The sequence below is a fragment of the Kribbella sp. NPDC004536 genome (assembly GCF_042873835.1).
Lineage (GTDB): Bacteria > Actinomycetota > Actinomycetes > Propionibacteriales > Kribbellaceae > Kribbella.
The window spans coordinates 1,714,259-1,739,898 of sequence record NZ_JBIALY010000001.1 but is presented as its reverse complement, the minus strand read 5'-3'; the positions used below and the strand labels follow the sequence as shown (position 1 = coordinate 1,739,898).

At 69.0% G+C, this 25,640-nt stretch carries 30 protein-coding genes; 20 read left to right on the top strand and 10 right to left on the bottom strand.

What is annotated here, in order from left to right; genetic code table 11:
- Positions 1 to 4 precede the first annotated feature (4 nt).
- Both ACFYRU_RS08640 and ACFYRU_RS08635 read left to right on the top strand, forming a co-directional pair.
- A complete protein-coding gene (locus tag ACFYRU_RS08640; RefSeq protein WP_387654757.1) occupies positions 5 to 589 on the top strand; it encodes a TetR/AcrR family transcriptional regulator in 585 nt (194 codons plus the stop codon).
- A 159-nt stretch (positions 590 to 748) separates the two neighbouring features.
- Positions 749 to 1,918, top strand: coding sequence for an alginate lyase family protein (locus tag ACFYRU_RS08635; protein ID WP_387654755.1), 1,170 nt, complete (start codon positions 749 to 751; stop codon positions 1,916 to 1,918).
- Here ACFYRU_RS08635 and ACFYRU_RS08630 read toward each other — a convergent pair.
- The gene (locus ACFYRU_RS08630; protein WP_387654752.1) at positions 1,915 to 2,721 is read right to left on the bottom strand and encodes a siderophore-interacting protein; all 807 of its coding nucleotides are present in this window, start codon (positions 2,719 to 2,721) and stop codon (positions 1,915 to 1,917) included. The two genes, ACFYRU_RS08635 and ACFYRU_RS08630, sit on opposite strands and share 4 nt — an antisense overlap.
- A gap of 111 nt (positions 2,722 to 2,832) precedes the next feature.
- Here ACFYRU_RS08630 and ACFYRU_RS08625 point away from each other — a divergent pair, with 111 nt between their 5' ends.
- The 3 genes from ACFYRU_RS08625 to ACFYRU_RS08615 are packed head-to-tail and all read left to right on the top strand — an operon-like array spanning position 2,833 to position 5,824.
- Positions 2,833 to 3,900, top strand: a complete 1,068-nt coding sequence (locus ACFYRU_RS08625; RefSeq protein WP_387654750.1) for a FecCD family ABC transporter permease — start codon at positions 2,833 to 2,835, stop codon at positions 3,898 to 3,900.
- Complete coding sequence (locus ACFYRU_RS08620) at positions 3,897 to 4,934, top strand: FecCD family ABC transporter permease (RefSeq protein ID WP_387654747.1); 1,038 nt, start codon at positions 3,897 to 3,899, stop codon at positions 4,932 to 4,934. Before ACFYRU_RS08625 ends, ACFYRU_RS08620 begins: the two co-directional genes overlap by 4 nt.
- Before the next feature lie 2 nt (positions 4,935 to 4,936).
- The gene (locus tag ACFYRU_RS08615) at positions 4,937 to 5,824 is read left to right on the top strand and encodes an ABC transporter ATP-binding protein (RefSeq protein ID WP_387654744.1); all 888 of its coding nucleotides are present in this window, start codon (positions 4,937 to 4,939) and stop codon (positions 5,822 to 5,824) included.
- Here ACFYRU_RS08615 and ACFYRU_RS08610 read toward each other — a convergent pair.
- From ACFYRU_RS08610 to ACFYRU_RS08600, 3 genes are all read right to left on the bottom strand, one after another.
- The gene (locus tag ACFYRU_RS08610) at positions 5,821 to 6,945 is read right to left on the bottom strand and encodes a glycosyltransferase (protein ID WP_387654742.1); all 1,125 of its coding nucleotides are present in this window, start codon (positions 6,943 to 6,945) and stop codon (positions 5,821 to 5,823) included. The two genes, ACFYRU_RS08615 and ACFYRU_RS08610, sit on opposite strands and share 4 nt — an antisense overlap.
- 141 nt (positions 6,946 to 7,086) lie before the next feature.
- Entirely contained in the window at positions 7,087 to 7,686 is a 600-nt protein-coding gene (locus tag ACFYRU_RS08605; protein ID WP_387654739.1) for a hypothetical protein, read from the bottom strand.
- Positions 7,687 to 7,788: 102 nt separating this feature from the next.
- The gene (locus ACFYRU_RS08600) at positions 7,789 to 8,160 is read right to left on the bottom strand and encodes an FKBP-type peptidyl-prolyl cis-trans isomerase (RefSeq protein ID WP_387654736.1); all 372 of its coding nucleotides are present in this window, start codon (positions 8,158 to 8,160) and stop codon (positions 7,789 to 7,791) included.
- A gap of 129 nt (positions 8,161 to 8,289) precedes the next feature.
- Here ACFYRU_RS08600 and ACFYRU_RS08595 point away from each other — a divergent pair, with 129 nt between their 5' ends.
- From ACFYRU_RS08595 to ACFYRU_RS08535, 13 genes are all read left to right on the top strand, one after another.
- Positions 8,290 to 9,150 (top strand): alpha/beta fold hydrolase, encoded by an 861-nt coding sequence (locus ACFYRU_RS08595; protein ID WP_387654734.1) that lies wholly within the window; start codon positions 8,290 to 8,292, stop codon positions 9,148 to 9,150.
- A gap of 11 nt (positions 9,151 to 9,161) precedes the next feature.
- Positions 9,162 to 9,845: a hypothetical protein gene (locus ACFYRU_RS08590; protein ID WP_387654731.1), complete on the top strand. Its 684-nt coding sequence runs from the start codon at positions 9,162 to 9,164 to the stop codon at positions 9,843 to 9,845.
- Between the two features lie 58 nt (positions 9,846 to 9,903).
- Positions 9,904 to 10,137 carry a hypothetical protein gene (locus ACFYRU_RS08585; protein ID WP_387654728.1) on the top strand — a complete coding sequence of 78 codons (234 nt, stop codon included), beginning with the start codon at positions 9,904 to 9,906 and terminating at the stop codon, positions 10,135 to 10,137.
- 40 nt (positions 10,138 to 10,177) lie between these two features.
- The gene (gene purD / locus ACFYRU_RS08580) at positions 10,178 to 11,458 is read left to right on the top strand and encodes a phosphoribosylamine--glycine ligase (RefSeq protein ID WP_387654725.1); all 1,281 of its coding nucleotides are present in this window, start codon (positions 10,178 to 10,180) and stop codon (positions 11,456 to 11,458) included.
- A gap of 53 nt (positions 11,459 to 11,511) precedes the next feature.
- On the top strand, positions 11,512 to 12,000 hold the full coding sequence (locus ACFYRU_RS08575; RefSeq protein WP_387654722.1) for a SigE family RNA polymerase sigma factor: 489 nt from the start codon (positions 11,512 to 11,514) through the stop codon (positions 11,998 to 12,000).
- Positions 11,993 to 12,607 (top strand): hypothetical protein, encoded by a 615-nt coding sequence (locus ACFYRU_RS08570; RefSeq protein WP_387654719.1) that lies wholly within the window; start codon positions 11,993 to 11,995, stop codon positions 12,605 to 12,607. The genes ACFYRU_RS08575 and ACFYRU_RS08570 overlap by 8 nt, the downstream gene beginning before the upstream one ends.
- Positions 12,608 to 12,631: 24 nt before the next feature.
- Positions 12,632 to 14,059 (top strand): adenylosuccinate lyase, encoded by a 1,428-nt coding sequence (purB, locus tag ACFYRU_RS08565; RefSeq protein ID WP_387654717.1) that lies wholly within the window; start codon positions 12,632 to 12,634, stop codon positions 14,057 to 14,059.
- Between the two features lie 3 nt (positions 14,060 to 14,062).
- Positions 14,063 to 14,419: a hypothetical protein gene (locus tag ACFYRU_RS08560; protein ID WP_387654714.1), complete on the top strand. Its 357-nt coding sequence runs from the start codon at positions 14,063 to 14,065 to the stop codon at positions 14,417 to 14,419.
- A 1-nt stretch (position 14,420) separates the two neighbouring features.
- A complete protein-coding gene (locus tag ACFYRU_RS08555) occupies positions 14,421 to 14,813 on the top strand; it encodes a hypothetical protein (protein WP_387654712.1) in 393 nt (130 codons plus the stop codon).
- 63 nt (positions 14,814 to 14,876) lie between these two features.
- On the top strand, positions 14,877 to 16,097 hold the full coding sequence (locus ACFYRU_RS08550) for a glycosyltransferase (RefSeq protein ID WP_387654709.1): 1,221 nt from the start codon (positions 14,877 to 14,879) through the stop codon (positions 16,095 to 16,097).
- Positions 16,098 to 18,119 (top strand): glycosyltransferase family 39 protein, encoded by a 2,022-nt coding sequence (locus ACFYRU_RS08545; RefSeq protein ID WP_387654706.1) that lies wholly within the window; start codon positions 16,098 to 16,100, stop codon positions 18,117 to 18,119.
- Between the two features lie 2 nt (positions 18,120 to 18,121).
- Entirely contained in the window at positions 18,122 to 18,622 is a 501-nt protein-coding gene (locus ACFYRU_RS08540) for a hypothetical protein (RefSeq protein WP_387654704.1), read from the top strand.
- 122 nt (positions 18,623 to 18,744) lie between these two features.
- Positions 18,745 to 19,167: a hypothetical protein gene (locus ACFYRU_RS08535; protein WP_387654701.1), complete on the top strand. Its 423-nt coding sequence runs from the start codon at positions 18,745 to 18,747 to the stop codon at positions 19,165 to 19,167.
- On the opposite strand, the gene ACFYRU_RS08530 is transcribed toward ACFYRU_RS08535, so the two are convergent.
- Entirely contained in the window at positions 19,151 to 19,723 is a 573-nt protein-coding gene (locus ACFYRU_RS08530; RefSeq protein WP_387654698.1) for a TetR/AcrR family transcriptional regulator, read from the bottom strand. The genes ACFYRU_RS08535 and ACFYRU_RS08530 overlap by 17 nt on opposite strands.
- Positions 19,724 to 19,776: 53 nt before the next feature.
- Between ACFYRU_RS08530 and ACFYRU_RS08525 the strand changes: the two genes are divergently transcribed.
- Positions 19,777 to 20,871 (top strand): FAD-dependent oxidoreductase, encoded by a 1,095-nt coding sequence (locus tag ACFYRU_RS08525; RefSeq protein WP_387654697.1) that lies wholly within the window; start codon positions 19,777 to 19,779, stop codon positions 20,869 to 20,871.
- 135 nt (positions 20,872 to 21,006) lie between these two features.
- Positions 21,007 to 21,876, top strand: a complete 870-nt coding sequence (locus ACFYRU_RS08520) for a phosphoribosylaminoimidazolesuccinocarboxamide synthase (protein WP_387654694.1) — start codon at positions 21,007 to 21,009, stop codon at positions 21,874 to 21,876.
- On the opposite strand, the gene ACFYRU_RS08515 is transcribed toward ACFYRU_RS08520, so the two are convergent.
- The 5 genes from ACFYRU_RS08515 to ACFYRU_RS08495 form a co-directional block, all read right to left on the bottom strand.
- Positions 21,873 to 22,364: a hypothetical protein gene (locus tag ACFYRU_RS08515; RefSeq protein WP_387654691.1), complete on the bottom strand. Its 492-nt coding sequence runs from the start codon at positions 22,362 to 22,364 to the stop codon at positions 21,873 to 21,875. The genes ACFYRU_RS08520 and ACFYRU_RS08515 overlap by 4 nt on opposite strands.
- Before the next feature lie 79 nt (positions 22,365 to 22,443).
- Positions 22,444 to 23,064, bottom strand: a complete 621-nt coding sequence (locus tag ACFYRU_RS08510; protein ID WP_387654688.1) for a CDP-alcohol phosphatidyltransferase family protein — start codon at positions 23,062 to 23,064, stop codon at positions 22,444 to 22,446.
- Positions 23,064 to 24,386, bottom strand: a complete 1,323-nt coding sequence (locus ACFYRU_RS08505; protein ID WP_387654686.1) for a hypothetical protein — start codon at positions 24,384 to 24,386, stop codon at positions 23,064 to 23,066. Before ACFYRU_RS08505 ends, ACFYRU_RS08510 begins: the two co-directional genes overlap by 1 nt.
- Entirely contained in the window at positions 24,383 to 25,057 is a 675-nt protein-coding gene (locus tag ACFYRU_RS08500; RefSeq protein WP_387654684.1) for an ABC transporter ATP-binding protein, read from the bottom strand. The genes ACFYRU_RS08505 and ACFYRU_RS08500 overlap by 4 nt, the downstream gene beginning before the upstream one ends.
- Positions 25,054 to 25,575, bottom strand: coding sequence for a helix-turn-helix transcriptional regulator (locus ACFYRU_RS08495; RefSeq protein ID WP_387654681.1), 522 nt, complete (start codon positions 25,573 to 25,575; stop codon positions 25,054 to 25,056). Before ACFYRU_RS08495 ends, ACFYRU_RS08500 begins: the two co-directional genes overlap by 4 nt.
- Positions 25,576 to 25,640 lie beyond the last annotated feature (65 nt).

Here is a 25,640-nt window from a genome sequence, read left to right as displayed (position 1 = left end):
TGCCATGAGCACTTCCGCGACTCCCCGTGAGCGGCTTCTGGACGCCGCGGGCGAACTCTTCTACCGCGACGGCGTCAACATCGGAGTGGACGCGCTGTGCAAGGCGGCCGGGGTGTCGAAGAAGTCGATGTACCAGCTGTTCCGGTCGAAGGACGAGCTGATCGCGGAGAGCCTGGCCAGTCGCGGCCCGGCGTACCAGACGCTGCTCCATCCGGGCGCGGAGGACGAGCGGTCGCCGCGCGCGCGGATCCTCACCGTGTTCGAGCGGCAGGACGAGATTGTTGCGACGGGCAACTACCTAGGCTGCCCGTACGTGAGTACCGCGGTCGAGCTGAAGAACCCGGAGCACCCGGGCTCCGTGGTGGCGAGGCACTTCAAGCAGCAGCTCACCGACTTCTTCCACCGCGAACTCGTGAAGGCCGGCGCCGACGACCCGTCCATGCTGGCCGTTCAGCTGACGATGATCTTCGACGGTGCCAGCGCCCGCGCGGTCGTCCGCGCCCAGCCCCTCGGCGGCATCGGCGCAGCCACGGCTGCCGCGCTGATGGACGCCGCTGGCGTCCGTGCCGAGGAGCTAGCCCTGCACTAGTGAGACGGAACCGCCTTTTGTTCCACGGGAAATGGGACAACTGAGCGTTCTGTTCCAGCGAAGTTCCGGTACCGCCGGGCTCTTGACCCTGGTCGCAGTACGTCGTGACACTGCCGTGGAAACCGCTGTCCTACCGCCCCCGAAGACAGGACACCGCCCATGCGAAAGATGCCCCTTGTCCTGGCCACCGCGCTGCTTGCCGGGACCCTCGTCAGTCCAGCCGCACACGCCGCCGACGCGCCGGCGACGTTCACCCATCCCGGTGTCGGTGTCAGTCAGGCCCAACTCGACTTCGTTCGGTCGAAGGTTCAGGCAGGCGCACAGCCATGGACCGACGCCTTCAACCAGGCCAAGAACAGCTCGTACGCTTCCCTGTCCCGGACGCCGAAGCCGCGGGCGATCGTGGAGTGCGGTCCGTACTCGAACCCGAACTACGGCTGCACCGACGAACGCGAGGACGCGATCGCGGCCTACACCGACGCTCTGCTCTGGTACCTGACCCGCGACGACCGCTACGCGCAGAAGTCGATCCAGTTGATGGACGCGTGGTCGGCGACGATCCAGGACCACACCAACAGCAACGCCCCGCTGCAGACCGCGTGGGCCGCGTCGTCCTGGCCGAAGGCCGCGGAGCTCATCAAGTACGAGTACGGCAACTGGCCGAACGCAGGCCGCTTCGCGACCATGCTCCGCAACGTCTACGTCCCGAAGATCATCAACGGCTCCAACTCCAACGGGAACTGGGAGCTGAGCATGACCGAGGCCCTCCAAGGCATCGGCGTGTTCCTTGAGGACAAGACCATCTACGACAAGGCGATCGCGCTGTACCGGCTGCGTGTACCTGCGTACGTGTACCTGGAGTCGGACGGTGCCCTGCCGAAGACCGTACCGAGCCAGAACCTCAACACCCGCGACAAGATCGTGAGCTATTGGCAGGGCCAAGGGACGTTCGTGACCGGGTTGACGCAGGAGACGTGCCGTGACTTCACCCACACCGGCTACGGCATCTCCTCGATCTCACATGTGCTGGAGACAGCCCGTATCCAGGGCGTCGACATGTACCCGGAGTTCGGCGAACGGCTGCGGCAGGCGCTCGGCTTCCAGTCCAAGTGGGAGCGGAACCTGGAGCCGGTGCCTTCCTGGCTCTGCGGCGGCACGTTGAACCGGGGCCTCGGTCCGATCACCGAGGTGGGCTACAACGCGCTCCATACCCGCCTGGGCATCGCGATGACGAACACCCAGGCGTTGACAGAGTCACGTCGTCCGGCCGGCTCCAACAACCTGTTCGTTGCCTGGGAGACCCTCACCCACGCGGAGAACCCGTCCTAGCAGTGAGCTTCGCCGCGCTTCCAGTAGCCCTGGAACGAGATGGCCGGCTTCGGCATCCCGACAGCGTTCACGAGATGGCGGCGTACCTCTTTGATCATCGACGACTCACCGGCGACCCAGGCGTAGTCAGGGTCGAACGGCAGCGCTGCTGACTTCACCGCGTCCACCAGGGATCCCTCAGTGACCCACGTGACGTCAGCAGCACCTGTCAGCGGCCGGATGTCAGCCTCGGAAGGTACGGCGACGAAGACGGTGGCATCTACTCCCGCAGGAAGCTCCTCCAGGATCCCTGCCAGTGCAGGCAGCGCCGTCTCGTCCGCGACGAGCACCCGCCGGACACTCGTCGCCGGAGGCACGTAGTCGACGCCGGAGTGCAGCAGTCCCTTCGTGCTGGTCGTGTCGACCGCGAACGGCAGCAGCAGGCCCACCTGGTCGCCCGGCTGCGCGGAGCTCACCCAGGCCGACGCAGGTCCGTTCACGCCGTGCAGGACGAACTCGACGTCGAGTTCGGCCACCTCCGGCCGCAGGGCGCGCACGGTGTACGTCCGCATGATGAAACGCTCGTCGACAGACTGTGCGCACCAGTCGGCGTACCAGTCGGGCCCTGACGGGAGTCGGATCGCGCTGCCGTTCGGAGGTGCCAGCAGGACCTTGATCCGCTGGTCCGGCCCTGCGGTGACCGCCTCTTTGATCCGCGGTGCGACGAATGTCACGCGCCGCAGGTGCGGGCTCAGGTCGTCGACGGCCGCCACGGTGGCCAGGAGCGAGTCGAAGACGATCGGTCGCTCGAGCACAGTCGTCATGCTGAGTTACTCCATAAACTGAACAGGGGAGGAACGTGCGGACCCGAGGGCGGCCGGGTTAAGGTGTGGCGTCTAGAGGTTAGCCTTACCTAAGAGGATCCCGAAAGTCCAATGCCCCCGCCCAGTGCCACGGCCGAAGCCCGACCGGATACCGCTGCTCCGTCGCGTCCGCGCCGGGCCCGGCGGACCACCCTCGTGCTCGGCCTGATCGGTTGCGTCGTGCTGCTGGTGCTGGTCTGTCTGCTCAGCATCGCGGTCGGCTCGAAGCAGATCCCGCTGTCCACCGTGGCCGATGCCCTGCGCCACTACAACGAGACGAACACCGATCACGTGATCGTCCGCTCGCTGCGGGTACCGCGGACCCTGATCGGTCTGCTGGTCGGCGCGGCGCTCGGGTTGTCCGGGGCGTTGATGCAGGGCGTGACCAGGAACCCGCTGGCCGATCCGGGCATCCTCGGCGTGAACGGCGGGGCCGCGCTGTTCGTTGTCGGCGGCATCTACTGGTTCGGGTTGTCCTCGCTGACGTCGTACGTCTGGCTGGCCTTCGTCGGTGCGGCCGCGGCGTCGGTCGTGGTGTACCTGCTCGGGTCGCTCGGGCGGGAAGGTGCGACGCCGGTGAAGCTCGCGCTCGCCGGTGCGGCGCTGACCGCCATGCTCGGGTCGTTGACGACCGCGCTGCTGATCGGCGACGTCGACACGTTCGACCAGTTCCGGTTCTGGTCGGTGGGATCGTTCGCCGGCCGCGGACCGGACATCGCCAAGCAGGTCGCGCCGTTCATCCTGGTCGGGATCGTGCTGGCGATCTTCTGCGGACGGGTGTTGAACGCGTTGTCGCTCGGGGACGACGTGGCCAAGTCGCTCGGTCAGCGGGTCGGCTGGGCCCGCGCGTTCGTCGCGGTCGTCGTCGTACTGCTCTGTGGCGCGGCGACCGCGGCGGCCGGTCCGATCGGGTTCGTCGGCCTGACCATCCCGCACGTCGCGCGCTTGGTGACCGGGCCGGACTACCGCTGGATCCTGCCGTACTCCGCGCTGCTGGCGCCGATCCTGCTCCTCGGCTCGGACGTGATCGGCCGCGTGGTCGCTCTCCCCGGCGAGCTGCAGGTCGGTATCGTCACCGCGGTCCTCGGCGCTCCGTTCTTCATCATCCTCGTGCGCCGCCGGAAGCTGGCCGACCTGTGACGGCCGAGGCGGTCCACCTCGTTGCCCGTGCGCGGGTCGTACGGCAGACCCGTTCGCTGGTCGTCATCGTCGTACTCGCCGTCGTGGTGTTCGCGGTCTTCTGTGTCTCGTTGTCGCTGGGTGATTTCAAGATCCCGGTGATCGACGTGGTCAAGACGTTGTTCGGCGGTGGCGATCACGCGACCGAGTTCATCGTCAACAAACTTCGGTTGCCCAGGGCACTGACCGGGCTGCTCGTCGGTGCGGCGCTCGGTCTGTCCGGGGCGATCTTCCAGAACATCGCCCGCAACCCGCTGGCCAGCCCGGACATCATCGGCGTGACGTACGGTGCGAGTACGTTCGCCGTACTCGGGATCGTCACCCTCGGGCTGACCGGGGTCGCGGTGTCCGCGCTCGCGATCGCCGGTGCGGTGCTGACCGCGTTCCTCATGTACGTACTCGCGTGGCGGCACGGGGTGTCGAGTTACCGGCTGATCCTGATCGGAATCGGGATCGGTGCGATCGCGACCAGCATCACGTCGTTCCTGCTCACCAAGGCCCGGGTGGAGATCGCGCAGCAGGCACTGGTCTGGCTGACCGGGAGCCTGAACGGGCGGGACTGGTCGAACGTACGGTCGCTGGCGATCACGTTCGTCGTACTGCTGCCGTTCCTGGTGCTCCTGGTCCAGCAGCTCCGGATCCTGCAGCTCGGCGACGAGACGGCGTACGGGCTGGGGCTGCGGGTCGAGGCGTCCCGGCTCGGGCTGATCGTGATCGCCGTGCTCCTGGCCGCGGTGGCGACGGCGGCCGCCGGGCCGATCGGGTTCGTCGCGTTCGTGGCGCCGCCGATCGCGCGCCGGCTGACCCGGTCGCCGGGGCCGGCGATGATCGCGTCCGGTCTGCTCGGGGCACTCGTGGTCGCGGTGTCGGACCTGATCGCGCAGCACGCCTTCGGTGACACGCAGCTGCCGGTCGGCGTGGTCACCGGCGTGGTGGGTGCGCCGTACCTGATGTTCCTGCTGGCCCGGGCGAACCGCGTCGGAAGTGGTGGCTGAAGATGGAGGAGAAGTCCGTGGAGCACAGCTTGGCCGCCGACGGCCTCGCGGTCGGCTACGACCAGCGCGAGATCATCCACGACCTGTCGGTGCGGATCCCGACCGGGAAGATCACCGTCATCGTCGGCGCGAACGCGTGCGGCAAGTCGACGCTGCTGAAGGCGCTCGCGCGGTTGCTCAAGCCGTCGCGCGGCACGGTGCTGCTGGACGGGAAGAGCATCCAGCAGATCCCGACCCGTGAGGTCGCGACCAAACTCGGGCTGCTGCCGCAGTCGCCGACCGCGCCGGAGGGGATCACGGTCGCGGACCTGGTCGGCCGCGGACGGTACCCGCGGACCCGGTGGATCCGGCAGTGGTCGCGAGCCGACGACGAGGCGGTCGCGGAGGCGATGACCTCGACCGACGTACTGTCGATCGCGGACCGGCCGATCGACGAGCTGTCCGGCGGTCAGCGGCAGCGCGTGTGGATCGCGATGGCGCTCGCCCAGGAGACCGACATCCTGCTGCTGGACGAGCCGACCACGTTCCTCGACCTCACCCACCAGTTCGAGGTCCTCGACCTGCTGGTCGACCTGAACAAATCCGATCACCGGACGATCGTGCTGGTACTGCACGACCTGAACCAGGCGTGCCGCTTCGGCGACCACCTGATCGCGATGAAGGACGGCGCGATCGTTGCCGAGGGCAACCCGTCGGACGTGATCACCGAGGACGTCGTCCAGGACGTGTTCGGACTGGCCGTGAAGGTCGTCCCCGATCCGGTCGCCGGTACCCCGATGGTGGTCCCGATCGGCCGCCACACCACGCGCGCGGCGGCGTCGAGCCCGGCCGCCGCCGCACTCGCCGCCACCGCCGCCGCGAACGGAATCTGCCGTCCGACCAACCGCTAACTCTTCATCAGGAGCTTCGCGGCCACAGTCGCGCCGTCGGTCTTGATCGTGCCGCTCACCTCGCGGGCTCGCGGTGCTGCTGCGAGTGCCGTGCCGAGCGCCGCGGACAGCGAGTCGACGGTCGGCGCGGATCCCTCGTGCGCGGCTCCGATGCCCAGAGCGGCGACGCGGGAGGCCCAGTACGGCTGGTCGGCAACGAGCGGTACGACGACCTGCGGTACGCCGGCCCGCGCGGCCGTGGTCGTCGTACCAGCGCCGCCGTGGTGGACGACCGCGGCGACCTGTGGGAACAGGGCCTGCTGGTTGACTTCGCCGACGACGAAGCTGTCGTCCGCTGCGAGCTCGGACCAGCCGCGACCGAGTACGACGCGGTGACCGTGAGCCCGGGCGGCTTCGACGGTTGTCCGGGCGATGTCCTTCGGTGCGTGGGCGGCCATGCTGCCGAAACCGACGTACACGGGAGGCTCGCCGTCCTTCAGAAAGGCCTGCAGGTCGTCCGGCAGCGCACGGTCGTCGGGCAGGATCCACGCGCCGGTCTGTACGACCTCGAGATCGGTCATGCCTTCGGACGGGCACAGGGTCGGATCCGCTGCGAGCCAGGGGTGGTCGGTGAACACGTAGTCGCGGACGTTCTCCACCGGCGGGAGGCCGATCGCGGCGCGCTCGGCGTTGACCGACGGGCCGTACAGCTCGTTCACGCGGCGGGCGTCGTACTCCCATTGGACGCGACGATCGGTCACGTCCGGCGGGGTCGGCGTACCTGGCCGGGCTCCGGGTGCGAAGTGCTGCGACGGGATCCCGCCGAGGTGGAAGCCCGCGAGTACGTAGCCGATGCCGAGCTTGTCCGCCACGTCCCGCGCACCGGCCGGCATCAGCCCGGTCGCCACGATCGCGTCAGCCCCCGGCGCGATCCGGCCGAGCGTCTCGAACCGCGCCGCAACCAGCCGCGGCGCCAACGCGAACGCCGGATGCACACCCTCCGGCTTGGGCGCCGTCACCACCTCGCGCACCGACGGCCCCAACGGCTCCATCGCCACGCCGGCCCGCGCCAGCAGTTCCTCGAACTCGGCCTCCGGCGGCACACACACCGTCGCCTCGGCCCCGAGCCCTTGCAACGCCACTGCAAGCCCCGCCAACGGCTCGACATCCCCGCGAGATCCCCAACTAGTCAACACAAAACGCACCGCGCAGCTCCGTCCCCAACTCGGAAAGACGCCCATTCTCCGAGAAAACAGGGGGCTTGCGGCAAGTCCCCCCACCCGCTATACGTTGAAACCAGAGGGACTACGAAGCCGCGCGACGACGAGGCCTGCGAGTAGGGCGCCGAGGGTGCCTAGGGTTAGGTCGCCGAGGGTGTCGGTGTAGGCGGTTCGGAGTTCGGGGGAGTTGCGGACGAAGGCTACGTACTCGCCTACCTCCCAGACGACGGCGGCGGTGGCGCCGAAGCCCAGGGCCACGAACGTGGTGATGGGGCGGGAGAGGTTGCGCGGTACGAAGGCGAGCAGTACGCCCGCGGTGAGGAAGGCCCAGAGGACGAAGTGCATCGCGTCGTCCCACCAGTCGACGGTGTCGAACAGGTTGAGCCGGTTACCGAGCAGGTCGATTGTCCAGGGCAGCGTCATCAGCAGGTCAGCGAGCCACGGGAAGTTGTCCTTGCGGCGCAGCCACCACCACAGCGGCAGGACCATCCCGCCGATCGGGTAGACGATCAGCCGCGCGGTCGACGCCTTTCCCTTGATACCGCTGAGGTCAGGCCAGACGAGTGCCGCGAGCAACAATGCGAACAGCAGCAACTTCACGGCCAGAGCGCCGTACCGGATCCAGTTCGTCCGTCGGGTCAGCGGGATCGCCATCGTCGTCATGCCGTTCAGTCAACCGCCGGGACGGCCGCGGCGGATGAGTACAACTACGGGAAAAGGGAACAGCCGGCGGTGACCACATGGGCGCCGCCGGCTGTTGTCCGGTCAGCTGACGCTGATCAGGTCCACGACGAAGATCAGGGTCTCGCCCGGCTTGATCGCGTTGCCGGCGCCACGGTCGCCGTAGCCCAGGTGCGGCGGGATGACCAGCTTGCGCCGGCCGCCGACCTTCATGCCCTGGACGCCGGTGTCCCAGCCCTGGATGACCTGGCCGACGCCGAGCTGGAACGCCAGCGGGGCGCCGCGGTTGTACGACGCGTCGAACTCCTCGCCGGTGGAGTGCGCGACGCCCACGTAGTGCACGTTCACCCGCGAGCCGGCCTTGGCCTCGGCGCCGTCGCCCTCGGTGATGTCGGTGATCTCGAGATCCGCCGGCGGCGGACCGTCCGGGAAGTCGATCTCTGGCTTGTCAGTCATGTCTCCAGCTAAGCAGAGAGAGCAGGGAAAGTTCCGATTGGGTTCCTGTTGGGGGCGATCGGGACGGTCTAGGCTCTCGAACACGAGGTCGACCAATGGGGGTGGGCCGCCGCAACGAGGAGTTCGCCGATGCCGGAGCCCGTGACCCTGACCCTCGACGTACCTGGTGCGACGCTGACGTACGACGTCCGCGGCGACCTGGCGAACCGCCCGGTGCTGCTGATGATCGGCTCACCGATGGCCGCGAGCGGATTCCCCACCCTGGCCTCGCACTTCGACGACCGCACCGTCGTGACGTACGACCCGCGCGGTGTCGAGCGCAGCGTCCGCACCGGCGAGCTGACCGAGCTCTCGCCGGACGACCACGCCGGCGACCTGGCCGCGCTGATCGAGCACCTGGACGTCGGCCCGGTCGACCTGTTCGCGAGCAGCGGCGGCGCGGTGAACGCGCTCGCCCTTGCGGGCGCGCGCCCCGACCTGATCAACACCCTGGTCGCCCACGAGCCACCGCTCGCCGCGCTGCTGCCGGACAGCGAGAACGCGCAGGCCGCGATCGCAGACATGTACGCGACGTACCAGCGCGACGGCATGGGTGCCGGGATGGCGAAGTTCATCGCGTTCGTCGGGTACGACGGTGAGATCCCGGCCGACTACACGCAGCAGCCCGCGCCGGACCCCGCGATGTTCGGCCTGCCGACCACGGACGACGGCACCCGCACCGACGCGCTGCTCGGACAGAACCTCCGCGGCTGTACGTCGTACCAACCCGACTTCGACGCGCTGGGCAAGCTCAAGGACCGGGTCGTCGTCGGGGTCGGCGAGGAATCCGGCAACCAGATGGCGGCCCGCGGCGGCAAGGCCGTCGCCGAACGGCTCGGGCTGACGCCGGTGGTCTTCCCGAGCGGGCACGGCGGGTTCCTCGGCAACGAGTACGGCCAGCCTGGCAAACCGGTCGAGTTCGCCGCCAAGCTCCGCGAGGTCCTTGGGTAACCTAGCTCTCTGTGATCAAAGCATTGGTTTTGGTGATCGGCCTGCTGACAGCTCCCACGCCCGAAACCTATGCGCAGTACTCCTTGATGTTCGAGAAGGCCGCCGGCCAGTACTACGCCGGCGGCACCGCGGCCGGCCAGTGGTCGTGGACGCCCCTGTCCAGCACCGAGTCCGATATCTCCTGGGGCGATCCCAAGTCCTGGCCGCCGAAGTCGGCCGAACACTTTATCCACGACGGCGACTGGGTCCTCCTCGACGGCTACAACGACGGAGCCGGCCGTCCGCTCACCCAGATCCAGCGCGTCACCACCGAATCCATCGGCGATGCCGACTGCAACAACCTGCAACCCATCCCGTCGGCCGGCGGCCGCCAGCACTACGTCAAATGGACCATCCCCACCACCGGCTACTGCCTCGACGCCACCGGCACCATCAAACCCCCCGACGGCTCCACCACAGTCCACTTCCGCCACGTCCAGAAATGGCTCCCACCCCATCCCTGCAGCAACCCGTACTACTCATCCCAAACCTGCATCACCCAGTCCGAACAGTGGTGGGACGACAACCAACACCCGTACTCCCTCCAACTAGCCCGCACCGTAGAACTAGCCAAAGACCTAGGCATGGCCTTCACCAACCACACCACACTCCCCCTCGAGTGGAACGCAGACGGCCGCTACTACTGGAAGTACTGAAGGGCGCCTCGATCGAGAAGGCGCTGGAACCGGCTCTGGGGAAGGGATGGCTCAGGGGATGACTACGTACGGCGTTCACGTAACCCGGGAAGGCGATCAGTGGCTGGCCGAGGTGCCGGATCTCGAGGGCACCCAGACGTACGCCCCGAACCTGACCGCGCTTGACCGGTACGTGCGCGAGATCATCGTGCTCGCCGAAGACCTTCCCGCCTCCGTGACCCGCGACCTCGTCCTCGACTGGACCTACGACATCGGTGATCTGGTCAGCGGCTGCGGAGGGGGTGTGGGCTGACTGGCGGGGGGTCGGTGGGGGCACGCTAGGCTGGGCGGCCGTGAAGGTTTTGGTTATCGGGGCTGGTGGGCGTGAGCATGCTCTGGCCTGGGCGTTGGCTCAGGATTCGGAGGTTGTGCAAGTGGTGGCGGCTCCGGGGAATCCGGGGATCGCGGCGTTGCGGCCGGTGTACGACGGGCAGACCGTCGAGTGCCGGGCTGTCGATGTCGAGGACCATGACGCGGTGGTCGCGCTGGCACGGGAGCTGGAGTCCGACCTGGTAGTGGTCGGGCCGGAGGCGCCGCTGGTCGCGGGGCTCGCGGATCCGCTGCGCGATGCAGGCATCGCCGTGTTCGGCCCGTCCCGGGACGCCGCGCAGATCGAGGGGTCGAAGGCGTTCGCGAAGGACGTGATGGCTGCCGCGAGCGTGCCGACCGGGCGCGCGTACGTGTGCACCACGCCCGAGGAGGCGGCGACCGCGATCGACGCGTTCGGGCCGCCGTACGTCGTGAAGGACGACGGGCTCGCCGCGGGCAAGGGGGTCGTCGTCACCTCGGATCGCGAGGAGGCGCTCGCCCACGCCGCGGAGTGTGAGCAGGTGCTGATCGAGGAGTTCCTCGACGGCCCCGAGGTCTCGCTGTTCGCGATCACCGACGGTACGACCGTGCTGCCGATGCAGCCGGCGCAGGACTTCAAGCGGCTCGGCGACGACGACGAGGGACCGAACACCGGCGGCATGGGCGCGTACACCCCGCTGCCCTGGGCGCCGGACGACCTGGTCGCGGAGATCACCGACAAGGTGCTGCAGCCGACGATCGACGAGCTCCGGCACCGCGGCACACCGTTCAGCGGCCTGCTGTACGCCGGTCTCGCGCTGACGTCGCGCGGCGTCCGGGTGATCGAGTTCAACTGCCGCTTCGGCGACCCGGAGACGCAGGCGCTGCTGCCGATGCTGAAGACGCCGCTCGGCGGTCTGCTGTACGCGGCCGCAACGGGCAAGCTCGCCGACCAGGGGGACCTGAGCTGGCGGAACGCGTCGTCGGTCGCGGTCGTGGTGGCCGCGAAGAAGTACCCGGCGAGCCCGCGCAAGGGTGACGTGATCGCGGGCGTCGACCAGGCCGAGAGCGACGACGTACGTGTCTTCCACGCCGGTACGGCGCTCGACAACGACGAGCTGGTGACGTCGGGCGGCCGCGTACTCGCGGTCAGCGCCGTCGGCAAGGACCTCGCCGAGGCGCGGCAGCGCGCGTACGCGGCGGTCGGCCAGATCCGGATCAAGGGCTCCCAGCACCGTACGGACATCGCGCTCAAGGCCGAACGGGGCGAGATCACAGTTCAGTAGAACCGTCAGGAATTGGATGGAACCGGATCGACGGGTCGGGGGTGTAGGTGGGTATGGAGACGGAGGGGTTGCGGGAGTTCTACAGCGCCCACCAGCCACGGCTGGTGGGCGTCGTCTCGCTGCTGACCGGGTCGCGCGCCGAGGCCGAGGACATCGTCCAGGAAGCGTTCGTCCGGTTGGTGCCCCGCTGGGAGAAGGTGTCGCGGTACGACTCACCGGAGGCCTGGGTGCGGCTGGTCGCGATGCGACTCGCCGCGAACAAGCACCGGGACGGCAATCGGGTCAGCCAGCTGTTCCACCGGCTGCCCGCCGAGCACGTCCCGGACCATGCCGACGGGTATTCGGGTGACCTCGAGCAGGCTCTCGCCGGCCTGCCGATGCCGACCCGGCAGGTCGTCGTCCTCCATTACGTCTGCGACCTGAGTGTGGCTCAGGTCGCAGACACCCTCCGGATCGCGGAAGGCACGGTCAAGTCGCGCCTGTCCCGCGCCCGGGACGCCCTGTCCGATTCTTTGCTGTTGAGGAGTGACGACCATGCCTGAGCTGCAGGAAGACCTGCAGGCGCTGGCCGACCGCCGCGCCGCCGAGTCCAGCGGGGACTTCGAGTCCGTGCTGGTCGCGGCGAAGACCCGCAAGCGCCGCCGGACCGCCGGCCTGACCGTGATCGGAGCAGCCGCCGTGGTCGCGGCGGTTGCCATCATCCCTACGCTCCGCCCTGCTTCTAGCAACGCACCCGTGGCCGGCAGCCCGGTGCCCACCAACGCGGTCGCGCCGCCCGTGGTGGAGACGCAGCCGTCCACCTCGGCGCTCCCGAAGATCGCCGGCCCGCTGGCGCTGCGGACCTCGACGGTGGCCTCCGGTGCCCAGTTCGTGGTCGCGTTCCCGGACAAGGCGGTCCGCGCGGCGACGTTCGCGCTGTTCTCCGCCGCCAAGCCGGACGAGCAGCTGTACACGCTGGTCGCGAAGGTCCCGGGCGACGCGATGACGCCGTACGCGTTCAAGCTGGCCGGTGAAATGGGCATCGGACTCCCGTCGTACACGGGCCCCGGTCCGTACACGCTGGCCGTCCCGAAGGGCCTCCCCGCGGGTGCGTACCAGGTCTGCACCCTCACCGGCGCCCGCCTCTGCAGTCCTCTCACCGTCAAGTAACAGCCGTCTGGGAGAATGGGGTTCGTGACCAAACCCCGGATCCCCAACGTTCTCGCCGCGCGCTACGCCAGTCTGTCGATGGCGGAGCTGTGGTCGCCGGAGCACAAGATCGTGCTCGAGCGGAAGCTCTGGGTCGCCGTGCTGAAGGCCCAGAGCGCGCTCGGCGTGACGGTTCCGGACGGGGTCGTCGAGGACTACGAACGGGTGATCGACCAGGTCGACCTGGCCTCGATCGCCGAGCGTGAGCGGGTCACGCGGCACGACGTGAAGGCGCGGATCGAGGAGTTCAGCGCGCTCGCCGGGCACGAGCACATCCACAAGGGGATGACGAGCCGTGACCTGACCGAGAACGTGGAGCAGCTCCAGATCCGCGCCGGGCTCGAGCTGGTCCGGGACCGTGCGGTGGCGACCGCCGTACGGCTCGGCCAGCTGGCGGCCGATCACGCCGCCCTGGTGCTGACCGGCCGCTCGCACAACGTGGCCGCGCAGGCGACCACCCTCGGCAAGCGGTTCGCGTCCGCGGCCGACGAGCTGCTGGTCGCGGTCGCCCGGATCGAGGAGCTCATCGAGCGGTACCCGCTGCGCGGCATCAAGGGCCCGGTCGGTACGTCGCAGGACATGCTCGACCTGTTCGGGGGCGACGCGGAGAAGCTCGCCACGCTGGAGACGACGATCGCCCAGCACCTCGGCTTCAACAACGCGTTGACCAGCGTCGGCCAGGTGTACCCGCGGTCTCTCGACTACGAGGTCGTGTCCGCACTGGTGCAGCTCGCCGCAGGGCCGTCCAGCCTGGCGACCACGATCCGGCTGATGGCCGGGCACGAGCTGGTCACCGAGGGCTTCAAGGAGGGCCAGGTCGGGTCCTCGGCGATGCCGCACAAGATGAACACCCGGTCCTGCGAGCGGGTCAACGGCCTCGCGGTCATCCTCCGCGGGTACGCGTCGATGGCCGGTGAGCTCGCCGGCAACCAGTGGAACGAGGGCGACGTCTTCTGTTCGGTCGTCCGCCGGGTCGCGCTGCCGGACGCGTTCTTCGCGCTGGACGGGCTGTTCGAGACGTTCCTGACCGTGCTCGACGAGTTCGGGGTGTACCCGGCGGTCGTCGCGCGCGAACTCGAGCGGTACCTGCCGTTCCTGACCACGACCAAGGTGCTGATGGCCGCGGTGAAGAACGGTGTCGGCCGGGAGACCGCGCACGAGGTGATCAAGGAGCACGCGGTCGCCACCGCGCTCGACCTGCGCAAGGGCCTCGCGGCGAACGACCTGTTCCACCGCCTCGGCACCGACGGCCGCCTCGGCCTCACCGAGGAGCAGATCGTCGGCATCGTCGGCGAGCCGCTGTCGTTCACCGGCGCGGCCGTCGCCCAGGTAGGCGCGGTCATCGCCAAGATCGACGAACTCGCGAAGCGCCACCCCGAAGCAGCCGCGTACACCCCGGGTGACATCCTCTAATCCGTGTTCACGCCGCTCACTTGGTTTCTCGTCGCGTTGTCGCTGGCTGCGATGGCGTACGCCGTCGTGCTGGCGGCGCGGAGCAAGCGGATCGACTGGCCTGTGCTGGGCGCGGTCGGGGTCGTCGAAGTCGCGCTGATCGCACAGTTGGTCGTGGGGATCGTGCAGCTTGCCGGGACCGACCGGGACGTGTCCGGGCCGTTCTTCGTCGGGTACCTGATCGGCTCGCTGTTGATCCTGCCGATCGGCGTGTTCTGGGCGCTGGCCGAGAGCAGCCGGTGGGGTGCCGGCGCGCTGGCGATCGCGTGCGTCGTGATCCCGATCCTGGAGCTTCGCTTGCACGACGTGTGGACGGCTTGAGATGACTGATCCGGCAGCTACAAAGCATGGTCCCGGGCGGATCCTGATCGCCGTGTACGGCGTGTTCGCGCTGGCCGCGACCGCTCGGGCCGGCGTACAGATCGCGACCAAGTTCAGCGACGCCCCGATCGCGTACGTGTTGTCGGCCGTTGCCGCGGTCATCTATTGCGCGGCGACGTACGCGCTGGCGAAGGCGACCGTGGTGTCCCGCAAGGTCGCCACGATCGCGATCGCGATCGAGCTGACCGGCGTGCTCGCCATCGGCGCGTTCAGCTACGCAGCACCGAACGACTTCCCGGACGCCACCGTCTGGTCCCACTTCGGCCAGGGCTATGGCTTCGTACCGGTGGTACTTCCTGTGCTCGGCCTGCTTTGGTTGCGTCGCACCCGGTAACTGCCAGGGAACTGCCAGCCACGCGGAGGGGCTGACTCAGGTTCACCGGACAGCATCGGTGGCATGGAGATTCCAGGTCAGCCTCGGGTCGAGATCGTCGTACCCGTCAAGAACGAGGAGAACGACCTCGGCCCGAACATCCGGCGGCTCCGTGAGTTCCTCGACACCGCCTTCCCGTTCTCGGCCGAGGTCTGCATCGCGGACAACGGAAGTACGGACGCGACCTATGAGATCGGCATGCTGCTCGCGAGCGAGCTGCCCGGGGTCCGGATCGTCCGGCTCGAGCAGTCCGGCCGCGGCCGCGCGCTGAAGCAGGTCTGGTCCGCGAGCACCGCCGAGGTGCTCGCGTACATGGACGTGGACCTGTCCACCAACCTGAACGCCCTGCTGCCGCTGGTCGCACCGCTGCTCGCCGGGCACAGTGACGTTGCCATCGGCACCCGGTTGGCGAAGAGCTCCCGGGTGGTCCGGCGGCCGAAGCGGGAGTTCATCTCGCGCTCGTACAACCTGTTGCTGCGGGCAACGTTGAGTGCGCATTTCTCGGACGCCCAGTGCGGCTTCAAGGCGATCCGCGCGGACGTCGCCCGGGAACTGCTGCCGCTGGTCGAGGACACCAGCTGGTTCTTCGACACCGAGCTGCTGGTACTGGCCGAGAAGGCCGGCCTGCGGATCCACGAAGTACCGGTGGACTGGATCGACGACCTGGACTCCCGGGTCGCGATCGCGAAGACGGTGGGCGAGGACCTGCGGGGGATCGCCCGGCTGATGCGCAGTCGCGTCGACCTGGAGCCGGTCCGGCAGAAGTACGGACGGCCGAGGGTTCTCGATCCACGGACCGCACTCGCGGCGCGGGTACTGCGGTTCTGCGCGATCGGAGTGCTGAGTACGGCGGCGTACGCGCTGCTCTACCTCGTCCTGCGGCAGGGGATGCCGGCCCAGGTCGCGAACCTGCTGGCCCTGCTGATCACCGCGGTCGGCAACACCACGCTGAACCGGCGGATCACCTTCGGCGTGACCGGCGTCGAGGGTCGTTGGCGGCACCAACTCCGCGGCCTGGTTGCCTTCGGCATCGGCTGGAGCTTGACCGCCGCCTCGCTGTGGCTGTTGCACACCGCGATCACCGCACCGCATCAGGCGGTGGAGATCACGGTCCTCACCGTCGCGAACCTGGCCGCCACCGTGGTCCGGTTCAGCCTCTTCCAGACGTGGGTGTTCGACGACGACGCGCCTACTTTGCCCGCCTTCGAACCCTCAGCGGTTCTCGACCAGACCCGGAGCAACTGAATGACGACCGTCTCCGATCCCGTCGAGGCGACCACGCCTCGCGCGATCACGACGCAGTACACCCTGAGCCGCGACAAGATTCTGTACGGCGGCCTGCTGGCGCTGACGGCGATCGCGTACCTGTGGGGCCTGTCCAAGAACGGGTACGCGAACGAGTACTACGCGGCCGCCGTCCAGGCCGGGTCGAAGAGCTGGAAGGCCTGGTTCTTCGGGTCGTTCGACTCGTCGAGCTTCATCACCGTCGACAAGACCCCCGCCTCGCTGTGGGTGATGGGCCTGTCCGGCCGGATCTTCGGCTTCAACACCTGGAGCATGCTGGTGCCGCAGGCGCTGATGGGTGTCGCGAGCGTCGGTTTCGTGTACGTCTCCGTACGCCGCTGGTTCTCCGCGAACGCCGGCCTGCTGGCGGGGGCGATCCTCGCGCTGACGCCGGTCGCCGTACTGATGTTCCGGTTCAACAACCCGGACGCGCTGCTGATCCTGCTGCTGTGCGCCGGTGCGTGGGCGGTGACGCGGGCGATCGACTCGGCCGAACACGCGGCCCGCTGGATGATCCTGGCCGGTGCGCTGGTCGGGTTCGGGTTCCTGACCAAGATGCTGCAGGCGTTCCTGATCCTGCCGGCGTTCGGCATCGCCTACCTGGTGGCCGGAAAGCCCAAGCTGGGCAGGCGAATCCTGCACCTAGGACTGGCGACGGTCTCGCTGGTCGTCAGCGCCGGCTGGTGGGTCGCGATCGTCGAGTTGCTGCCCGCGTCGGCGCGGCCGTACGTCGGTGGGTCCTCGAACAACAGCATTCTTGAGCTCACGCTCGGGTACAACGGTCTCGGCCGGTTGAGCGGCAACGAGACCGGATCGGTCGGCGGCGGTGTCGGCAATCCTGGCTGGGGCGGCGCGACCGGGTTGCGGCGGCTGTTCGGTGGTGAGTTCGGTTCGCAGATCTCCTGGCTGATGCCGGCCGCCTTGCTCGCCACCGTCGTACTGGTAGTTGCTGCGGGCAAGGCTCCGCGGACGGACCGCCGGCGGGCGTTCGCGCTACTTTGGGGCGGCTGGCTGGTCGTTACTGCATTGGTGTTCAGCTACATGCAGGGGATCATTCACCCGTACTACATGATCGCGCTCGCGCCTGCGTTCGGTGCGGTTGTCGGCGGCGCGATGTGGGTGCTGTGGCGGCGCCGTACCGAATGGTTGCCGCGGGCAACTCTTGCGGGCGGGGCGCTGCTGACCGCGGGCTGGAGCTTCCACCTGCTGGACGCGACTCCGTCATGGCAGCCGTGGCTGCGGTGGGTGGTGTTGTTCACGGGTGTCCTCGCAGCTGGGCTGGTGATGCTGTTGCCGGAGCTGAGGCTGCATCGGACCGCGGCTCGGCGGGGTGGGATGGTCGCTGCGACCGTGCTGGTGATCAGCGCGCTCGCCGGACCGACGGCGTACTCGCTGGACACGATCAGCACGGCGCACTCCGGCGCCATCCCGACAGCCGGGCCTGGCGGTATGGGCGGTATGGGCGGTATGGGTGGCGGTCGTGGTGGTTTCCCCGGTGGGCGGATGGGTACGGCGCCCGGGCAGGGCACCACCGGTACGACGCAGCCCGGGACCGGGACCACGCAGCAGCAAGGCGGCATGGGTGGTGGTGTCGGCGGATTCCTCGGTGGGGGTGGGATCAGCGGAGTTTCGAGCGAGCTCGTGACGCTGCTGCAGCAGGGTGCGAAGGGGTATACCTGGGCGGCTGCGGTGTCGACGGCGATGGGTGCCGCGCCGCTGCAGATCGCGTCCGGTGAGCCGATCATGGCGATCGGCGGGTTCAACGGGACCGACCCGGCGCCGACGCTGGCCGAGTTCAAGGAGCTCGTTGCTCAGGGCAAGGTCCACTACTTCGTCGGGAGCGGCGGCGGGATGGGCTTCGGCGGGCGCGGCGGGAGTGACGGGAGCTCCAGTCAGATCGCTACCTGGGTGAGCGAGAACTTCACCGCGACGACCGTCGGCAACACGACCGTGTACGACCTCTCCACCGGAAAGGGAGCATGAAGATGACGCAGTCCCCAGAGGCACAGTTCCAGGCCGCTCGAACGGCGCAGCAGTCGGCTGCCGGACAACCTCCGGTGGGTGGTGTGGGTCCGGTGGTCGGGCAGCAGCCCAGCGTTCCGCCTCAGTCCGGTGCGTCGCCGCAGGCCGGTGTGGCTCAGCAGGCTGGTGCCACGCGGCGGCCCAGCAATCTGATGCTGGCCGGGGCCGGGTCGATTCTGGCGGTGCTCGCGTTTCTCGGTGGGATGGCGGTCGGGCACTCGTGGGACGGGACCAGCAACCAGCAGGGCCAGTTCGGTGGGCCTGGTGGTCGCGGCGGTTTCCCGGGCAACGGCCAAGGCTTCGGCACCGGCCAGAACGGCACGGGCCAGAACGGCACGGGCCAGAACGGCACGGGCCAGAACGGGACCGGGCAGGGGACTCAGCAGGGGAACGGGAATCAGCAGGGCACGCTGCCGGGGAACGGGACCCAGCAGGGGGCGCAAGGTCAGACCCGGACGAGTTGAGGTAAGGAGAGCAGCCCGGCGGGCCCCGAGCGGACACTCGGCCCGCCGGGCGCTGTTTGTCTGGACAGTCGTCAAACGGCGCCAGGGTTCACCGCCCCGCAGGGTGGGGTAAGGATCGGTTCGTGGAATGGTCGAACGTCACCTGGTTCCTGACCGCGCTCGGGGCGGTCGTCGTACTGATCACGCGCGTCCGGCTCGGTGGCACCGTTGTCGACGGCACCGGTCACGGCGCCGGGCGGCACGGGTACTCGGTGATCCTGCTGCGCCTGCACACGATCGTCGGCATCGTCACGCTGATCGGCTGGGTTGTTGCCCTGATCACCGGTCGCAAGGAGATCGCGCTGATCGTGCTGGCCGGCTGGTGGGCACTGACAGTGGTCGGATTGTTGCTGCTGGCCCGTTGGCTGCCGAGCGGTGGCAAGCATTCCGAGGATGCGCAGAGTGACTCCTGGGGTTCCGGGGCGGGACTGTCCGTGCTCGGCCACGTCGGAATGCTGCTCGGCGTGTGCTACTTCACGTTCGTGGCGGTCACCGACCGGCTCTGAGTCCACCGATCAGCGCGGTCACGGAGCGTCGTACGCCGGCCTCGAACGCTTCTGGTGAAAGCGTTGACCCCGCCCCCGCGACCCGGTCGTACAGCAACCCGTCCATCATCGCCGCGGCCGGCCACGCCGCGGCCTCCGGATCGGGTACGCCGACGCCGTCGAGCAACTGCGCCAGCATCGTCCGCAGCTGCCGCCCGCCCTCGTCGATGGCGGTCCGCAGTTCCGGCTGACGGCTCGCCTCCAGTGACAACTCGTACCGCGCGACCAGATCGTCCGGCCGCTCCTGCGCGAGCCCGGCGACCATCGCCACCATCAACTCGACCGGATCCGCGCCGGGTGGTGGCATCCCGGTCACGTCCCGGGCGAGCATCCGCCGTACGCAGGCGGTGAGCAGTGCGTTCCGCGTACGCAGGTAGTACGACGTGGAGCCCGGCGGAAGGCCCGCCTCGGTGTCGACCGCCCGGTGCGTGAGCCCGCGCAGCCCGCGGGTCGCGACGAGATGGATCGCGGCGTCCGCGATGGCGTCCTGCCGATCCGCTCCCCGAGGCACTGTCACGCCGCAAAGTCTCGCACTTCCCTCCTCGACTCTACAGATGTAGAGTCGAGGGCATGGGTACGGCGATCGTGGTCGGAGCGGGTATCGGAGGGGTCAGCGCGGCTGTCGCGCTGCAGCGGCGCGGGTGGCAGGTCACGGTGCTGGAGCGGGCGTCGGAGCTGGGCGAGGTCGGAGCCGGCATCTCGGTCTGGCCGTCGGCGGTCGCCGTACTGGAAGAGCTCGGGGTGAAGGGCGTCGAGAAGTCGTCCGTGCAGTCCAAGCCCGCCGGGATGCGCCGGCCCGACGGCCGCTGGGTGGTCAGCGCGCCGCAGCTTGGCATGGAGCTCCCGGTGATGATCCACCGCGCGCAGTTGCACGACCTGATCACGGCGGAGTTCAACCGCGCTGGGCATACCAAACCGTTTGGTATGGAGGTGGGGACGGTGACCGTGCGGACGGGGTACGTGGTGCGGGACGTCGTGCAGGACGAGAGCTGCGTGACGGTGAACGGGGAGCTGCGGGCCGACCTGCTCGTCGCCGCGGACGGGATCCGGAGCGTGGTACGCGGCACGCTGTACCCGCAGTACGCCGGCCCGCGGTACTCCGGGTTCACGGCGTACCGCGGGATCGCGGACGTCGACCTCGACGACGGGGGCGGTGAGACCTGGGGCCGTGGGCAACTGTTCGGGTTCGTACGGCTGATCGACGGCCGGTTCTACTGGTACGGGACGGCGAATCAACCGGCCGGGACGAAGAGCGAGCCGACCGTGTTCGAGAGCTGGCACGATCCGATCCCGCGGCTGATCGCGGCCAGCGAGACGATCCTGCAGAACGACATCCTCGACCTGACGACGCCGCTGATGCCGTTCGCGCAAGGCCGGATCGTGCTGCTCGGTGACGCGGCGCACGCGATGACGCCGAACCTCGGCCGCGGCGCCTGCTCCGCCATCGAGGACGCCGGCGCGCTGTACCGGCACCTCGGCAGCACCAACGACCTACCGGCCGCGCTCATCGCTTACGACGCCGAACGCCGCCCCGCGACCACCAAGCTGGTGCAGCGCTCGCGCTCCCTCGGCCGCCTCGCGCAGACCGAGAACCCGCTCCTCTCCACCCTCCGCGACGGCGCGTTCGCCCTCGGCGGGACGCTCCTCAAGCTCCGGCGCCGTTAGAAGCGGACCTGCAGCACTCAGTATCCCGGCCGGACGGCGAACGTGCACGCTCAGCCGAGGCCGGCCGCGGGCGCTGAGCCGTGGTTGGTGAGTGCTGGGCGTCCGCCCCTCGGCGCCGGATGGAACAATCCAGCTGTGATCACACCTCCGCAGGCTCCTGAGATTCCTGGTGCGAAGCATCTGCACTCCGGCAAGGTCCGTGACCTGTACGAGTTGGAGTCGGGTGACCTGTTGATGGTCGCCAGCGACCGGATGAGCGCGTTCGACTGGATCCTGGACACGCCGATCCCGGACAAGGGCAAGGTGCTGACCGCGATGAGCCTGTGGTGGTTCGAGCAGCTCGACGTGCCGAACCACATCGTCTCGACCGACGTGCCGGACGAGGTCGCCGGCCGGGCCGTGGTGTGCGAGAAGCTCGCGATGTACCCGGTCGAGTGTGTCGCCCGCGGGTACCTGAGCGGCTCCGGCCTGCTGGACTACAACGCGACCGGCGCGGTGTGCGGAATCCCGCTCCCGGGCGGCCTGGTCGAGGGCTCGCGGCTGGAGACCCCGATCTTCACTCCGGCCACGAAGGCCGAGATCGGCGAGCACGACGAGAACGTCTCGTACGACGCGGTCGTGCGGACCGTCGGGGAGGCCCCCGCTGAGGCGCTCCGGCGGCTCACGCTGGACGTGTACACGAAGGCGCGCGCGATGGCCGAGGAGCGCGGGATCATCCTGGCCGACACGAAGTTCGAGTTCGGCGCCCGCGCGGACGGGACGATCGTGCTGGCCGACGAGGTGCTGACGCCGGACTCGAGCCGGTTCTGGCCGGCCGACAGGTGGCAGCCGGGCAAGCAGCAGCCGTCGTACGACAAGCAGATCGTCCGGGACTGGCTGCAGTTCGAGTCGGGCTGGGACCGGACGTCCGGCGAGGCACCGCCGCGGCTGTCGGACGAGGTGATCGAGCGCACCAGGTCGGCGTACATCGACGCATACGAGCAGCTCACCGGCCGGAAGTTCTAGAAAGCACTCACGCCCAGGGCGAGCAGGATGAAGCGGGCGCCGCGGCCGACGAGTACGGACAGCGCGAACACCACGGTCCGCATCCGGGAGGCGCCGCCGATCAGCGCCACGCCGTACAGCGGGGGGACGCCGACGAACGCGCTCAGCAGCGTGACCGGGGCGCCCCACCGGCTGTCGCTCATCGCGTCCAGCAGCCGCTTGCTGAGATCGCGGTTCCACTGGACGAAACGGCCCCAGCGGGTGTCCAGGTTGACCGGCTTGGGCTCCTTCTTGGCCTTCCGCGCCGCGTAGCCCGGGCGGTGCCGGACGGCGAGGAACATCGCGACCTTGCCGATGGTCTGGCCGATCGTGACGCCGACGGCGGCAACCACCGGGTTCAGGGCGTGGGTGGCGCCGAGCGCGAGGACGTACGCCTCCGCGTTCATGAACGGTACGACGGCGGACCCGATGCCGAAGCCCACCGCCAGTGCCAGTTGCCAGACCCACATAACTCCGAGGCTAAGCGCCATCCCGGCCGTTGCCATGGAACCCAGGCCTACTTCGGGGAGGGGCCAGGGTTACTACCCATCAGTGCCCCTCCTCTGGTACGGCGGCGCGGCGGCCGCAGATGATCATGATCACTCTGTACGACGAGACGATCTTCACCACCAGCGCCGCGACCGCGATCGTGTACGGCAGCCATTGCGCCCCGGTCCGGTCGGCCACGATCAGCGAGATCACCACGGCCGCCGTGTTCAGCGCCTTCGCGGGCTTGGACCAGTTCCAGAGGTAGATCGGCCGGTCCACCTTGTAGAAGTAGTTCGGGCTGAGCACCCACGGCCAGAGCAGGAACGAGAAGGTCAGCATCGTGTCCAGTACGCCGAACTGGACCAGGTAGATCGCCAGCGGCCCGATGGTCGCCGGGTACGTCGCCATGAACGCGGCCGCGAGCAGGAACGAGCAGGCCCGGTCGCAGACGATGTCGAAGACCGCGCCGGACAGCGACTCCTCGTTGCGGCGGCGGGCCACCCAGCCGTCGAGGCTGTCGCCGAACCAGTACGAGAAGTACCCGACCACGAGCCAGGTCAGGTCACCGGTACGGAACGCGTAGGTGGCGACCGCCATCGCGATCACGGTCCGGAGCAGCGTGATCCGGTTCGGTACGCCGAGCAGCAGCGCCGGGCGGATCGCCAGCGGAAGTGTGGTCATCAGGCCGCCCTCAGGTTCTCGGGATCGAGTGCGTCCCGCAGTTGGTTGCGAAGCAGGAAACCGGCGACCGCGCCGCCGAGCTGGCCGAACACCCAGCCGGCGCCGGCCAGGACCGCCGCGAGGACCAGGGTCGCCGGGGCGAACGCGCTCACCGCACCTCCGGCGACACGGTCGATGCCGATCAGGGTGCCGAACAGTAGGCCGACCGTCAGTGCGGGCGCCGCGACCACGGTCAGCTGGCGGCGTACGACCCGGCGCAGGAACGGCAGGTCGACGCCGAGCGCGGTCAAGCTGGCGAACTGGCGGCGCTGGTCGACCAACTGGTCCGCGACGCCGACGATCAGCGCGGCCATCGCGGTCAGGACGACGATCAGCAGCGCGACGATAACGAGTCCGAAGCCGGTGTTGTAGAACGTCCCGGACCCGCCCAGTTGGTCGGAGGCGAGGACGTCCGCGATCCCGCCGGCCATCGCGCCGACGAGGAAGCCGCAGCACCCGAGCAGCACGCTGATCCGGGACGACGGCCGGCCGTCGGCGATCAGGCGGATCCCGGCCAGCAGGTTCGCCGGGTCGTTCGACCGCTGCATCCGCCGTCCCAGCCAGCTGATCCAGACCGTCGACAGACCGAGGAACAGCAGGGCGATCCCGGCCAGCGCCACGGTGGTCGCCACGTAGCCCAGGTACGGCGCGGTGAACAGGCCGAGCGCCAGTAGTACCGGCCCGGCGATGATGCCCGTACGGCGACCTGCAACGGGCTGCACTGCGGGAGCGGGCCCGTCCCGGTGGAGCAGGCTGCCGATCACTGCACCGGCCGCCGTGGTCATCACGACGACGAACACCCACAGGACGGCGTCCAGCACCTCAGCGCCGGGCAGTACGCGGGCCATGCGGGGCAAGGCGCCGAAGAGCAGGCTCAGCACCAGGTAGGTCGGCCCGGCGATCAGCCCGCCTGCCAGACCGGCCATGGCGGCGTCGGCGACTGTCAGCTGCCGCAACTGCTTGCGGGACGCACCAGCCAGGCGCAGTGCGGTCAGCCGCCGCTCGCGGGCCGCCGTACCGAGGCGCAGCGCTTGGACGGCCAGACCGCCGATGAGCACAGCGAGGATGATCAGGATCGCGATCAGACCGGACCGGAGCCCGCTCTCGGCGATGTAGTTGCTGTAGACACCCTCGTCGAGGTCGCCCTCGCCCATCCGGGCAATCCGCAGCGCACCTAGTAGGACAGCGCCGCTGAGTGCGAGTGCGGCTGTGGCGAGTTGGACCCGGCCGCGGTCCGCAGCGGTCCGTGAGCGCGCCAGCCGTACCAGGGTCTCGAGGGTCATAGCGCTACCTCGTGCTGGATCAGGCCGTCGCGCAGCCTGATCTCACGGTCGGCCGAGGCAGCGACGAGGTTGTCGTGCGTCACCATCATCAGCGCGGACCCCCGGTACCGGGCTGCCTTCAGCAGCACCTCGAGCAGTTCCTGACCAGCCCTGCTGTCCAGACTGCCTGTCGGCTCGTCTGCCAGTACGACAGACGGCCCAGTGATCAAAGCACGAGCTACAGCCGCCCGCTGCGTCTGCCCACCGGACAGCTCCGCCGGTACTGCGTCGGCGTCGTCCGCGATCCCCACCTGCTCAAGCCAGTCCATCGCCGATACATGCGCCTCCCCGCGCTCGTGACCGCTCAGCAGAAGCGGCAGCGCCACATTGTCGATCAGCGGCAGGTCCGGCACGAGTTGCCCGAACTGCAGCACAATGCCGATTTTCGTACGCCGGAGGGCCGCGCGCTGCTCTTCGGGCAGCTCGGCCAGGTCCTTGCCGTCCACCTGGACAGCCCCGGCGTCCGGGGTGAGGATGCCGGCCGCGCAGTGCAGCAGCGTGGACTTGCCGCAGCCGCTGGCGCCGGTGACCGCGACGACCTCTCCCGGTTTGAGTTGCAGGCTGACACCACGCAGCGCCGGGTTGCGGCGGTACGAGTACTCGACTTGGTCCAGGGCCAGGGCAGCGTTCATGAGCGAGTCCCCCTCTGCTCGGAGATGCGGTCCAGGGCGCTGTCCAGCCAGCGCAGGTCGGCGTCCAGGTGGGCCACGATGTACTCGCGGACCAGTGGCGAGGTCGGGTCGTCGTCGGCCGGGGTCTCGCGCAGCTCGCGGATCCGGCGCAGGTGGCTGGCGCGCTGCCGGGCCAGGAACCCCGCGGCGTCGCTGCCGGTGCGGATCGCCGCGACAAGCTTGCGCAGTACCTCGTCGGCGCTGCCCCAGGCGGGTGGGACCGGGTCGTTGAGCCAGTCCGTGAGGTGGTCACGGCCCTTCGTGGTGAGTGCGTACACGGTCCGGTCCGGGCCGCCGCCGGAGGTCTTGTCGACCACCTCGACCAGGCCGTCCCGCTCCAGCCGCCCGAGCGTCGTGTACACCTGCCCGAACGCCAGCGGACGGCTGTCCGGGAACCAGGCGTCGTGGCCGCGCTTCACGTCGTACCCGTGCGCCGGCCCGGCGGACAGCAGCCCGAGAACGAGCTCCGCAGTGGCCATGCCCAGAACTATACATTGCGTGTATGTACTGAGTGTATAGTTCACGATGCGGGACTTCCCCGCGG